At 71.9% G+C, this 11600-nt stretch carries 9 protein-coding genes and 1 pseudogene; 7 read left to right on the forward strand and 3 right to left on the reverse strand.

The features are described 5' to 3' along the window. The first annotated feature begins 97 nt into the window (after window positions 1-97). Together ACFVGS_RS19765 and ACFVGS_RS19770 are read left to right on the forward strand one after the other, a co-directional pair. Window positions 98-1081, forward strand: a complete 984-nt coding sequence (locus ACFVGS_RS19765) for an acetylxylan esterase (RefSeq protein WP_385693188.1) — start codon at window positions 98-100, stop codon at window positions 1079-1081. A 263-nt stretch (window positions 1082-1344) separates the two neighbouring features. Then, window positions 1345-2784 carry a beta-xylosidase gene (locus ACFVGS_RS19770; protein ID WP_385693189.1) on the forward strand — a complete coding sequence of 480 codons (1440 nt, stop codon included), beginning with the start codon at window positions 1345-1347 and terminating at the stop codon, window positions 2782-2784. 286 nt (window positions 2785-3070) lie between these two features. Here the strand turns inward: ACFVGS_RS19770 and ACFVGS_RS19775 are convergent. Together ACFVGS_RS19775 and ACFVGS_RS19780 are read right to left on the reverse strand one after the other, a co-directional pair. Further along, window positions 3071-3202 (reverse strand): annotated as a pseudogene (locus tag ACFVGS_RS19775) (hypothetical protein); the annotation flags it as partial. Window positions 3203-3384: 182 nt separating this feature from the next. Beyond that, window positions 3385-4731: a pyridoxal phosphate-dependent decarboxylase family protein gene (locus ACFVGS_RS19780; RefSeq protein ID WP_385693190.1), complete on the reverse strand. Its 1347-nt coding sequence runs from the start codon at window positions 4729-4731 to the stop codon at window positions 3385-3387. Between the two features lie 287 nt (window positions 4732-5018). Between ACFVGS_RS19780 and ACFVGS_RS19785 the strand changes: the two genes are divergently transcribed. Beyond that, complete coding sequence (locus ACFVGS_RS19785) at window positions 5019-5762, forward strand: aspartate/glutamate racemase family protein (protein WP_385693191.1); 744 nt, start codon at window positions 5019-5021, stop codon at window positions 5760-5762. 69 nt (window positions 5763-5831) lie between these two features. Beyond that, window positions 5832-7523, forward strand: a complete 1692-nt coding sequence (locus tag ACFVGS_RS19790) for a PucR family transcriptional regulator (protein ID WP_385693192.1) — start codon at window positions 5832-5834, stop codon at window positions 7521-7523. Window positions 7524-7535: 12 nt separating this feature from the next. Here the strand turns inward: ACFVGS_RS19790 and ACFVGS_RS19795 are convergent, their stop codons facing one another. Next, window positions 7536-8123: an isochorismatase family protein gene (locus ACFVGS_RS19795; protein WP_384406886.1), complete on the reverse strand. Its 588-nt coding sequence runs from the start codon at window positions 8121-8123 to the stop codon at window positions 7536-7538. A 195-nt stretch (window positions 8124-8318) separates the two neighbouring features. Between ACFVGS_RS19795 and ACFVGS_RS19800 the strand changes: the two genes are divergently transcribed. The 3 genes from ACFVGS_RS19800 to ACFVGS_RS19810 are packed head-to-tail and all read left to right on the forward strand — an operon-like array spanning window position 8319 to window position 11521. Further along, window positions 8319-9644, forward strand: coding sequence for a serine hydrolase domain-containing protein (locus ACFVGS_RS19800; protein WP_385693193.1), 1326 nt, complete (start codon window positions 8319-8321; stop codon window positions 9642-9644). Window positions 9645-9665: 21 nt separating this feature from the next. After that, window positions 9666-10607: a serine hydrolase gene (locus ACFVGS_RS19805; RefSeq protein WP_385693194.1), complete on the forward strand. Its 942-nt coding sequence runs from the start codon at window positions 9666-9668 to the stop codon at window positions 10605-10607. Next, on the forward strand, window positions 10604-11521 hold the full coding sequence (locus tag ACFVGS_RS19810) for a serine hydrolase (RefSeq protein ID WP_384406880.1): 918 nt from the start codon (window positions 10604-10606) through the stop codon (window positions 11519-11521). Before ACFVGS_RS19805 ends, ACFVGS_RS19810 begins: the two co-directional genes overlap by 4 nt. Window positions 11522-11600: the final 79 nt, after the last annotated feature.

The raw sequence follows: 11600 nt of genomic DNA on the forward strand, positions 1-11600 counted from the left end.
TCCCACGCCCCGTCGTGCCCGGGACCCGCGCGGCACCTGGTTCCGACGCCACTCGAACCCCTGCCACCTCGTCCACACTCCGACCGGAGGAATCCCCATGCCGCTCACCGACCTCGGGACTGATGACCTCGTCGGCTACCGGCCGCAGCTGACCGCTCCGAGCGACTTCGACGCGTTCTGGCACCGCACCCTCGCCGAGGCCCGGTCCTACGACGGGACGGTCAAGGCCGAACGGGTCACTTCCGCGCACCTGCTGCACACCGTCGAAGTCGACGACGTGCGCTTCCCCGGCTGGAACGGCGACCCCGTGGCCGCCTGGCTCCTGCGCCCGCGCGGCGCGGAGGGACCGCTGCCGGTCGTCGTCACGTACATCGGCTACAGCGGCGGCCGTGGCCTGCCCACCGACCACCTGTTCTGGTCGGCGGCCGGCTACGCCCAGCTCGTCGTCGACAGCCGGGGCCAGGGCCACGACACCCCGGACCGGACGACGGGCGACGGCACACAGTGGGCCGGGGGGTTCATGACCCGGGGCATCGACTCCCCCGAGAACTACTACTACCGGCGGCTGATCACCGACTGCGTACGTGCCGTGGACGCCGTCGCCGAGCTGCCCGGCCTCGACCCGCGCAGGATCGTGGTGTCCGGAGGCAGCCAGGGCGGCGGCCTGACCCTCGCCGTCGCCGCACTCGCCGCAGACCGCGTGGCGGCGGCACTGCCGGACGTCCCCTTCCTGTGCCACTTCCGCCGCGCCGTGCAGATCACCGGGGAGGGCCCGTACCCGGAGATCGCCGAGTACCTGCGCTGGCACAGCCGCGACCGCGTGGAACGGACCCTCGCCACCCTCGACTACTTCGACGGCGTCCACTTCGCCCGACGGGCCACCGCACCGGTGCTGTTCAGCGTCGCCCTGATGGACCCGATCTGCCCACCCTCCACGGTCTACGCCGCCTACAACCACTACCGGGGCGAGGACCGCACCATGACCGTCTGGCCCTTCGGTGACCACGGCGGCGGCTACGGCTCCAACCCGCCGGTCCAGCTCTCCTGGCTGCACGAGCGTGGTCTCGCACCGGAACTCTGACCGTCGCGCGATCCGGCCCGGCCTCTTCCTTCCACGACATCCCGTTCAGCACGCACGGCTCCTGGTTCGGCATCTCTCCCGTGCTTGCGGAGAAGCCCTCGGAGACGTTCGACGCCGTCGTGGCGGCCGCGAAGCAGGCTTTCGCCACGCTCGTCGACGCGGTGGCCCCCCGCGCACCGAGACGGCCGCCGACGGCCACCTCCTCCAGGCCCGGGACCGATCGGGCCCGGTTCCTGTCCTCCGTCCACCCCAGGAGCCGCGGAATGAAGCCGCTGACCACACCTTCAGGACCTGCGACCCAGGCCGCGGACACCACCATCACCGTCGACTTCTCCGCTACCAGGGGCGCCCCCACGTACCGCGCCTCGGGCACCCTCTACGGGATGGCCGAGCGCGGGTCGCTGCCCCCGGAGTGCTTCTACAGGGACATCAAGTGGAGGTTCATGCGGGCCGGCGGTGCCCAGCTGGACAGCCCGGGCGGCTGGGTCGCCGGCGCGTACGACCGCCGGTGGAACTCCACCCTCGCCCAGTACAAGAGCACCAAGGCGCTGGGCGGCACCTTCGTCATCCTGCCGCACGACCTGTGGGGCGCCGACGGGACCACCTCGCCCACCTTCCCCGGCGACAACGGTGACTGGTCCCGCTTCGACGCCTTCTACGACCGGCTGCTCGCCGACGCGAAGGCGGTCGGCATGACCGACATCCAGTGGGACATCTGGAACGAGCCCGACTACTCCTCCTTCTGGGACCGGCCGCAGGACCAGTACCTGGAGATGTGGAAGCGGGCCCACCAGCGGATCCGGGCCGCCTTCCCGGGCGCCGTCATCGTCGGTGCCAGCACTGCCGGCAGGCCCTCCGCGGACGGGGGCGGCCCCTGGTGGAACACGTACCTCGACTACGTGAAGGCCAACGACGTCGAACCCGACACATACAGCTGGCACGACCTGCCGGGCGACCCGGTCGCCGACGCCGACGCCGTCCACTCCAAGCTGGCGGCACGGTCGATGACCACGAGCCGTCCGTTCCAGGTGAACGAGTACGCGGCCGACACCGAGCAGAACCCTGGCCGCGGCGGCTGGTACATCTCCCGTCTGGAACGCGCCGGGGCGGACGGCATGCGCGCCAACTGGGCCTGGGGTGCCGACCTGCACGACTTCGCGGCGACCCTGCTCACCAGGACCGGCGGTCAGTATCTGCCGCTGGGTGAGTGGTTCCTGTACCGGTATTACGGCTCGCAGACCGGCACCATCGTGAACCTCACGCCCGGCACGAACACCGACGGGGTGGCGACGAAGGACAATTCCGCGCGCAACGCCAAGATCCTGCTGGGCAGCAACGGCAACACCGGCAACGTCACCGTCGACCTCGAACGCCTCGACACCACGTCGGTGGCGAAGAACGGCCGGGTGCGCGCGATCGTCCAGCGCATACCGAACAACGACGGCGGCGCGGTGACGGGTCCGGTGACGGTCTCCGACCGGACGCTGACCGTCAGCGGCAACTCGGCTTCGGTGATCGTCCCGTGGGCGGACGGCGCGGACGGCTACACCGTCACCCTGCTGCCCCCGTCGAACACCACCGCCTCCACGGTCGCGGTGGCACAGCACAGCGGTCAGTGCCTGGCCGACACCAACCTCGGCACCGACGACGCCACGCAGGGCGCGAAGATCCATGAGTGGACCTGCGCCCCGCGAACGACCTGACCTGGAAGAAGAACCAGACCTGGAGCCTCGAGGGCCTGGCCTGACCTGCGGGATCCGGGCCGGCTGCCGGGTGGGACCGCCGTGCTGGACGGCAAGCGGGCGCTCCGAAGGGTGGGGCCTTCCTCCACGACCCGGGGATGCCGGCCGCGGTGGTCGCCCCGTTCGCCGGGCACAAGGTCGCCGGACTGTCGCGCGCGCGTTCGAGCGCGTGGGCGCCGAGAAGGCGTTGGTAAGCGAGAGGCGCCTGACGGGCGAAAGCCCAGGTCAGGCGCCTCTTTTCGTGCCTCTAGAAGAAACCGAGCTTCTTCGGCGAGTAGGACACCAGCAGGTTCTTCGTCTGCTGGTAGTGCTCCAGCATCACCTTGTGCGTCTCCCGGCCGGCCCCCGACTGCTTGTAGCCCCCGAACGCCGCGTGGGCGGAGTTCGATCAAATTCCGTATACACGGAAGGTGGCTGACCAGGGTGATGACGGACCGGGAGTGGCTTAATCATTGGTTGCAACGGGCTCCGGCCCTCTCCGGGGCGACTCTGGAGCGGGTATTGGAGCACCTGGCCGAAGAGAATGACGAGTAGGTCTGCCGCCACCACGGGCGATTGGACTCAGGCCATGGTGCCCACCAACTCCTTGACCAACTCCAGGCTGGTTTCCGGGTGGAGAAAGCCGAACCGGGCGACGGTCTCGCCCTCCCAGCCGGTCGGTGCGACGAAAGCGGTCTGGCCGGCGAGGAGGCGGGCGGACCATTCCGCGTAGTCCTCGGAGGTCCAGCCGATCCGGCGGAACAGCACGGCGGAGAGCTCCGGGTCGCGGATGAGTTCGAGGTACGGGGTGTTGCGGATGAGAGTGGCGGTGTCGCGGGCCAAGGTGAGGGCCTTCTCTACGGCCTCGCTGTAGGCGCGGGTGCCGTGGACGGCGAGGGAGAACCACAGGGGGAGGCCGCGGGCGCGGCGGCTCAGGTGGTGGGCGTAGTCGCTCGGGTTCCACTGGGTGTCGTCGTCCGTGTGAAGGGCGTCGAGGTAGGAGGCGTCCTGGGTGTGGGCCGCCCTGGCCTGACGCGGGTCGCGATAGAGGAGGGCGGCGCAGTCGAAGGGGGCGAACAGCCACTTGTGGGGGTCGATGACGAGGGAGTCAGCGTGCTCGATGCCCCGGTAGCGGTCCCGGACGCTCGGGGCGAGGAGGCCGGCGCCCCCGTATGCGCCGTCCACGTGGAACCAGAGGTCGAAGTCACGGGCCACGGAGGCGATTCCCGCGAGGTCGTCGATGATTCCGGCGTTGGTCGTGCCGGCGGTGGCCGCCACTCCGATGACGTCGGACGGGTCCGGGGCGGTGAGGAGCGCGGCGCGCAGCGCGGGACCGGTCAGGCGGTGGTCCACGGTCGGCACGGTGAAGGGCTCGACGCCGATGATGCGCAGGGCGTTGCCGATGGACGAGTGGGCCTGGTCGGACACGGCGAACCGGACGCGGTCGTACGGGCCGAGGCCCCGGCGGCGCCGGGCCGTGTCGCGTGCGGTGACCAGGGCGGAGAGGTTTCCGGCGGAGCCGCCGGAGACGAAGCATCCGCCGGCTTCGGCCGGCATCCCGGCGAGGTCCGCGAGCAGGCGCAGGACCTGGTTCTCGGCGGCGATGGGGCCGGAGGCGAGGAGCCATGAGACGCCCTGGATCGACGAGCACGAGACGAGCGTGTCGAAGAGGATGGCGGCGTGCGTGGGGGCGGCGGGAACGAACGACAGGAAGCGGGGGCTGTCGACCGCGATCACGGTGGGCGCGAGCTGCTCGGTCCACAGCCGCAGGATTTCCGCCGGATCGTTGCCCTCGGGGCCGATCAGCCCGGCCAGGACCCTGTCGAGCTTGTCTCCCTCGCCCGGGTGGTTGAGTGCGGGTCGGTTCAGGAGTCGGTCGCGCAGGGAGGCGACGACGAGGTCGGTGAGGGCGGGGTCGTACGTGTGCATGGTGGACCTTTGTGTTGACGATCAGCGAGCCCGGCCGGGCAGGGGCGGGGCCGGAGGCCAGTCAAATCGGCGCCCGGGTGCGAGGGTTCGGCCTCCGTCACAGCTCTGGGGTGGTCGCTTCGTCCGCTCGGCCGAATCCGATGCCCGGCGCGGGGGCGTTCCGGCGCCCCGTACCAATCCCGGCCGGAGCTTTTGGCGTCGGCGACGACATCCCGCCGTTCCGATCGGATGACGATCGCGTCGAGACCCCGCGCAGCACGGCGGGAAGAACGGAAAGGCTGCCCCGCATGCGTCACGTCACCCGCCCGACCCTCGGCATCCTCGGCGGGATGGGCCCCCTCGCCACGGCCGACTTCTACCGGCGGCTCGTCGAGCGCACCCCGGCGGGATCCGACCAGGCGCATCTGCCCGTCCTCATGTGGGCGGACCCGGCCGTGCCGGACCGGACGGCGGCACTGCTCGGCGAAGGGCCTTCGCCCGTTCCCGCCCTCGTCGAGGGCGCCCGCTGGCTCCAGCGCGCGGGTGTCAGCTGCATCGCCGTGCCATGCAACACCGCGCACGCCTACGTCGAGCAGCTGTCCAGGGCCACCGGCGTCGAGGTCCTCGACATGATCAGGGCCGCCCTTGAGGCAGCGGCCCGCCGCACGCCTGGGCTTGAGCGCGTGGGCATCCTGGCGACCCGGGGGACGCGCCTGACCGGACTGTACGAGCGGGCCGGCGCCCGGCTCGGGCTCGACGTGGTCCAGGTGCCGGACGTCGTCCAGGAGGAGTACGTGGACACGGCGATCCGCGCGGTCAAGGGCGGCGCCGATCCCGCCGGGCCCGGGCGCTGGATCACCACCGCGACCGAGAGCCTCAAGGAGCGGGGCGCGCAGGCGGTCGTCGCCGCCTGTACCGAGATACCGCTGATCAGCTCGGCGGCATCCCGTGTGCTGCCGCTGGTCGACTCGACCGATGCCCTCGCCGAAGTCGCCGTCGCACGCCTCTGGCGACCCACGAGCGCAGTTCGTATCGGCGAACGAACCGGCTGACGTATCCTCGTCCGCACACACCACATCGCAGGGCTGCGCGAGTCCTAACCTGCGGAGATGATCAGGCACATGTCGACGCACCCCGCCCGAGGCCTCAGCCGGGTGCTCGAGGACTTCGGCCACACGCTCCTGGACCTGCTGTACGGCGACCCTGACGCGGCCGGCGAGATCGGCGGCGTCGGCATCCACGATCCGTACGACGAACAGCACTACCCGGAGCGCGCCATCGTGCTCGGCGTCGGTGTCCACGGAGCGGAGGAGACCGCACGGCTGCTGCGGTATCTCGCCGCCCTCGGAGCCACCGCCCTTGTCGTCCGCGGCCCCGTCGCCGACGCCGACGAGCTGGAGCCGGTCGTCGACGAGACCGGCGTCGCCTTGCTCGCCCTGACCCGCGGAGCCTCCTGGGCCCAGCTCGCGGCCATGCTGCGCACCCTGCTCGCCGAAGGCGACGTGGGCAATGCGGGGGCGGGCGAGGAGCAGACCCTGGGCGGGGTGCCGTCCGGAGACCTCTTCGCCCTCGCCAACGCCATCGCCACCCTCCTCGACGCCCCCGTCACCATCGAGGACCGGCGCTCCCGCATCCTCGCCTTCTCCGGACGCCAGGACGAGGCGGACGCCCCCCGGGTGGAGAGCATCCTCGCCCGCCAGGTGCCCGAGCGCTATCTGCGCCACCACGAGGAGCACGGCGTCTTCAAGGAGCTGTACCGCAGCGAGGGCCTGGTGCGCGTGCCCGCGCCGACCCTCGGCGACGAGGTGGCACTGCCCCGGGTCGCCGTCGCCGTGCGCGCCGGCGACGAGTTCCTCGGGTCCGTATGGGCCGCGCTGCGCAAGCCCCTCACCCCGGAGCGCGAGAAGGCTTTCCTGGAGGCGGCGAAGCTCGTCGCCCTTCACATGCTCCGCTTCCGGGCCGGTACGGACGCCGAGAACCGGCTGCGGGCTGACCTCGTCACGACCGCCCTGGAAGGCGGGGCGGGCGCGGTCGAAGCGCTCGGCCGGCTCGGCCTCGTCGACGAACCCACCCTGGTCCTGGCCATGGGGCTCGCGCCCGAGCGGGGCGAGGACCACGCCCACGTCACGGCCGAGCGCCAGCGCCTGGCCGCCGCCCTGGCCGTGCACCTCACCGCCGTACAGCCGCGTTCCGCCGTGGCACTGCTCGGCGACGTGGCGTACGCGCTCTTCCCCGTCCCCGGCGACAGCGCCCATGCCCGGGATCGCGCCCTGCAGGTGGCGGCGAACTTCCTCCAGCGCACCGGCGACCGCACTGGCGCCGTCATCGGAATCGGCTCGGTCGCCGAGGAACCCGCGGCGCTCCCTCGGTCCCGGGCCAACGCCGACCGGGCTCTGCGTGTGCTGTTCACCGGCCGGACCGGCAGGCGCGTGGCCTCGATCGCCGACGTGTATGTGGACGCACTGCTGCTGGAGTTGCGGGACCTGGCCGTCGCCAACCGCGACGAGCTGTCCGGCCCCCTCGCCCGCCTCGTCGCGTACGACGCCAAGCACAACGCCCACCTGGTGGAGACGCTACGGGCCTGGCTGGACGCCTTCGGCGACGTGATCACCGCCTCGGCGAGCGTGTTCGTCCACCCCAACACCTTCCGCTACCGGATCCGCCGGGTGGCCGAGGTCGGGGAGATCGACCTCCAGGACCCGTCGGCCAGGTTCGCCGCGATGCTGCAGCTGCGCCTGCTGGGACCGGGGCAGACGCAGAACGGCGGCGGGACCGGGACCGAAGGCCCGGGCCTCGCCGCCAGGCTCGACTGAGCGCCGGCTCGGTCAGAGCCGCACGCCCGGCGGGAGCGTCAGGTCCGCGTGGGTGTCGTGGAAGGCGTCCGCGTCCTGGATGGTGCGCACCCAGTCGTAGAACAGCTCCTTCGTGGACAGCGTCTCGATGCCCCGGCCGGCCAGGCGCCGAAGGCCCCGCTCGTGGGCCTGACCGGGGGAGTAGGCGGCGTCGTCCACGACCGCCACGCGCTTGCCGGCGTGGTGCAGCTGGATCGCCGAGTGGGCGACGCAGATGTCCGTCTCGATGCCGACCAGGATCATCGTCGTGCGTCCGGTGGCCTCGATCGCGGCGGCGATGTCGGGGTTGTCCCACACCGCGAAGGCGTTCTTCGGCAGGGTGACCGCCTTGGCCGGCAGCACCTCGCGGATCTCCGGCACGGTGTGACCGCTGGCCGCCGGGTCCTCCTCGGTCACCACGACGGGGATCTCCAGGCGGTCCGCCACGGCGGTGATCCAGGCGATGCGCCGCACCATGTCGTGGAACCGCTGCCGGTCCACGTCGAGCCGGTGGGGCGGGTAGAAATCGGTCTGCACATCGATGATCACCAGGGCGCAGTCGTCGCGGTCGATCAGCGGCATCGTCGTCTCGTCTCCTCGTACGTCGGGTGGACGCCACCCTAGGAACGCCGCCCGCCCCCGGAGTCGTCCGGCGGACCAAGCTCCGACCTGCACGTTCGTATCCCCGTACGAACCATGCCGGTGCCTTCGTACGTACGCTTTCGGCCAAGCTCACCGAGCCGCAACCAGACACATCGAACCACCCGGAGGGCGAGCGTGAAGGCCGACATCGAGCACTGGACGAGCCGCCTCGCGGCGCTCGCCGCCGACTCCGACGTGCCTGGGGCGAGCCTGGCGTTCTGGTACGGCGGCGAGCTGTACGAGTGGGCCACCGGCGTCCTCAACACCGCGACCGGGGCGCCGGTGCGCGCCGACTCGCTGTTCCAGATCGGTTCGGTCACCAAGGTGTGGACCGCGACCCAGCTGATGCTCCTCGCCGAACAGGGCCGTGTCACGCTGGACACCCCCGTCGCGGAGATCCTGCCGGAGTTCCGGGTGGGCGACCCGCGCGCCACCGAGGCGATCACCCTGCGCCACCTGCTCACCCACACCTCGGGCATCGACGGCGACCTGTTCCTGGACACCGGGCGCGGCGACGACTGCCTGCGCCGGTACGTCGAGGCGTGTGCCGACCTGGAGCAGACCTTTCCCGTCGGGGACTCCCACTCGTATTGCAACTCCGGCTTCGTCATCGCGGGCCGTGTCGTCGAGCAGCTCACCGGAAAGGTGTGGGACCAGGCCCTGCGCGAGCAGATCTGCGAGCCCCTCGGCCTCACGCACACCTGGACACTTCCGGAGGACGTCCTGCGCTTCGGCGCGGCCGTCGGCCACGACGAGCACGGCGCCGTGGTGCCGCAGTGGGGACTGCCCCGGTCCGTAGGTCCCGCGGGACTGATCTGCGCGCGGGCCGCCGACGTGGTCGCTTTCGGCCGCGCCCACCTCGCCTCCGGAACGCTCCTCGCCGACCCCGGCGCCCTGCGGCAGGCTCAGGTCGACCTGCCCAATCCGTACGGCGGCGGGCGGCAGTGGGGCATCGGCTGGAGCCTGGACGAGTGGGACGGCCACGAGGTCGTCTCCCACACCGGCGACACCATCGGCCAGCACGCCGCGCTCTGGGGACTACCCGAGCTGGGGACGGTCGTCGCCGCGCTGGTCAACGGCGGCCGGAGCGTCGAGTTCCAGCACCGTCTCGTCACCGAGCTTCTCGGGGACCTGCACGCGATCGACGTCCCCGCCCCCATCGGGCCCCCCGAGCCGCCCGTCCACGTCGACGTCGAACCCTTCACCGGTGTGTACGAGCGGGCCGGCAGCAGGATCCACGTGACCGCGCACGAGGGCGGGCTGCGCCTGCGGACCGAACCCACGGGCATCCTCGTCGGCCTCGCCCGGTCCCGCACGCTCGACCTCGTCGCCGTCGACGCGACCACGTTCGTCGGCCGCGACGAAGGCGACTCGATCTGGGACGCGGTGGTGTTCGAGCGGCGCCCCGACGGCACCTCGTACCTCCACTACAGCGGCCGCGCCACCCCCAAGACCAGCTGATCTCCGCAGGATTGGATCGCCATGGCACCACCTTCCACCGCAGATGCGGCGACCTCAGCCCTTTGGGCCATCTTCGACGAGGCCGGAGTCGAGGGCTTCGTACACGCCCGCGACGTCGACGACGCCGACGGAGACCGCGAGGTCGCCTTCCGCGCCGACGCCCCCGTCATCGTCGCCTCCGTCCGCAAGATCGCCGTCGCCCTCGCCTACGCCCGCCAGGCGGCGGCCGGAGTCCTCGACCGGGCCGCTCGCCACACCATCACCGCCGCCAACCGCGAGGGCGGCGGCATCGGCACCGACAGCTGCCGGCACGACGTCACCATGAGCACCCGCGACCTCGCCTTCTTCATGCTCTCCATGAGCGACAACGCGGCCACCGACAAGCTCATGGAGATCCTCGGCACGGACCGGGTACGCGCCGTCGCCGCCGAACTCGGCTGCCCGCGCCTGCCCGTCGGGCGCTACCGCGAGCTGTGGGACCCCGTCTGGGAGGAGCTCGGCCTCGACCCGGACGGCGACATCGACGCCCAGCTCGACCAGGTGAGCGAGGACCGGATCAGGGGCCTCGCCATGCTCGACCCCGCCCGTTCCGCGTCCAGTACCCCACGGGAGATCACGTCCATGCTGACGGCGATCTGGCGCGACCGGGCCGGACCCGCCGAAGCGTGCGCCGAGGTACGGGAGCTCATGAGCCATCAGCTGTCCGTGCACCGCCTCGCCGCGGGCTTCGACGGCGACGTCCGCGTCGCGGCCAAGAACGGCTCCCTCTGGGGCGTACTCAACGAGGCCGCCGTCGTCGAGTACCCGGACGGCGGCCGGTACGCCGTCGCCGTCTTCCTGCGCACCCCCGCCCTAGGCGGTCGCAACCCTGCCGCCGACGCCGCGATCGGCCGTGCTGCACGGATCGCCGTCGACCACCTGCGCCGCCCGTCGGCCGAGACCACCCGCCAGGAGACAGCATGACCACAGCCGCCGCGCAGTCGGCCGGGGCTGATCAGACCCGCACCGCTCTCTCGTACGTCTTCGCGCAGGCGCGGGCCGAAGGCTTCGTCCACGTCCGCGACCTCGACACGGGAGCGGAGTTCGGCCACGGCGCCGACAGCCAGGTCGTGCTCGCCTCCGTCTTCAAGATCCCCATCGCCCTGGAGTACGCCCGGCAGGCGGCGGCCGGGGAACTCGACCCGTCCCGGCGCCACACCGTCACCTCCGCCTACCGCGCGGGCGGCAGCGGCACCGACGGCTGCGCCCACGACGTCGAGATGAGCGCCCGCGACCTCGCCTTCATGATGATGACGATCAGCGACAACGCCGCCACCGACCTGCTCCTGGACATCGTCGGACCCGACCGCGTCCGCGCGACCCTGGACGACCTGGGCTTCCCCCAGTTCGGTTTCTCGTCCTCCGCCGCCCTGGACGACGACATCCGCCGGGAACTCGGGCTCGATCCCGACCGCTCCCTCGACGACCAGCTCGCCGGCATCCCCGACGAACGACTCCTCGCCCTCCGCGCCTGCGCCCCCGGCACCAGCCCGTCGAGCACTCCCCGCGAGGTGACCGCGCTGCTCGCCGCGATCTGGCGCGACGAGGCCGGGCCGGCGAGCGCCTGCGCCGAGGTCCGGGACATCATGGGCCAGCAGGTCTGGCAGCACCGCCTCGTCTCCGGCTTCCCCGAACCGGGCGTGCGGCTCGCCGGGAAGACGGGCACCGACTTCGCCGTACGCAACGAGGCCGGCGTGATCGAGTACCCGGACGGCAAGCGGTACGCCGTGGGCGTCTTCCTGCGGACGTCGACCGCGGCCACGCGGCAACCCCTCGCCGACCGTGCGATCGGCCGCGCCGCTCGGGCCGCCGTCGACCACCTCCGCGCCGGAACCTGAACGCCCCCGCTCGTGCACGCCGCCCCTCCGTACGGACACGCCACGCCCCGGACCGCATCGCCCGCGGTCCGGGGCCGAC

Origin of the sequence: Streptomyces sp. NPDC127114, assembly GCF_042677525.1 — a bacterium.
GTDB lineage: Bacteria > Actinomycetota > Actinomycetes > Streptomycetales > Streptomycetaceae > Streptomyces.

What these genes read in the sequence shown, in the direction of transcription:
- ACFVGS_RS19765 (WP_385693188.1), top strand. Translation starts at nt 98, where the DNA reads ATGCCGCTCACCGACCTCGGGACTGATGACCTCGTCGGCTACCGGCCG.
- ACFVGS_RS19790 (WP_385693192.1), top strand. Translation starts at nt 5,832, where the DNA reads ATGTCGACGCACCCCGCCCGAGGCCTCAGCCGGGTGCTCGAGGACTTC.
- ACFVGS_RS19770 (WP_385693189.1), top strand. Translation starts at nt 1,345, where the DNA reads ATGAAGCCGCTGACCACACCTTCAGGACCTGCGACCCAGGCCGCGGAC.
- ACFVGS_RS19795 (WP_384406886.1), bottom strand. Translation starts at nt 8,123, where the DNA reads ATGCCGCTGATCGACCGCGACGACTGCGCCCTGGTGATCATCGATGTG.
- ACFVGS_RS19785 (WP_385693191.1), top strand. Translation starts at nt 5,019, where the DNA reads ATGCGTCACGTCACCCGCCCGACCCTCGGCATCCTCGGCGGGATGGGC.
- ACFVGS_RS19780 (WP_385693190.1), bottom strand. Translation starts at nt 4,731, where the DNA reads ATGCACACGTACGACCCCGCCCTCACCGACCTCGTCGTCGCCTCCCTG.
- ACFVGS_RS19805 (WP_385693194.1), top strand. Translation starts at nt 9,666, where the DNA reads ATGGCACCACCTTCCACCGCAGATGCGGCGACCTCAGCCCTTTGGGCC.
- ACFVGS_RS19810 (WP_384406880.1), top strand. Translation starts at nt 10,604, where the DNA reads ATGACCACAGCCGCCGCGCAGTCGGCCGGGGCTGATCAGACCCGCACC.